The sequence below is a fragment of the Streptomyces sp. AC627_RSS907 genome (genome assembly GCF_019049165.1).
On record NZ_JAGMUE010001277.1, the window covers coordinates 1 to 626 of the forward strand.

Consider the following 626-nt stretch of genomic DNA (forward strand, 5'->3'; position numbering starts at 1 on the left):
GTCTTTGCGTCGTGCCTCAGAGGAGTTGCACCTGTCTCAGCCAGCGTTGAGCGAGACACTGCGGAACCTGGAGCGGGAACTGGGAGTGGTACTCCTGGAACGCAGACGTTCCGGGGCGAGGATCAGCGACGAGGGACGTGAACTGCTGCCGCACATCGCCGAGGTGCTGGACGCGGTCGACCGGCTACGTCAGGCCGCTGACGATCAGCATCAGACCAGCCGAAGGCTGCGACTGGGCACGGTGAACGCGGCCACGGTCACGCTCCTCGCACCAGCCATCCGTGAGTTCCGCGCCACCCATCCCTCGACACAGGTGGAAGTGATCGCGGACCGGCAGGACGGTATCCACCAACAGCTCACGGAGGGCAGTTTCGACCTCGGGCTCATCAGCTACCTGGGAGACGACGCCCCGCCACCCAGCCTGCACACCACCGAACTGCTGCGCGGACGCCCGGTCGTCTGCGTTCGCCCGGACAGCCCGCTGGCGGCGCTCACCGCGGTCACCGTCACCGACCTGCTGGCGCAACCGCTGATCGTGATGCGATCCGGCTATGCCATGCACCGCTACATCCACCAACTCCTCAGAGGCAGGGCCCCCTCCTTGTCGTACTCAACCGATGGCGCCG

1 protein-coding gene is annotated in these 626 nt (G+C 66.5%); it reads left to right on the plus strand.

Going from position 1 to position 626, the window contains the following annotated elements:
* On the plus strand, nt 1–626 hold a 626-nt coding region (locus KUM32_RS41465), incomplete at both ends, for a LysR family transcriptional regulator (RefSeq protein WP_217146800.1).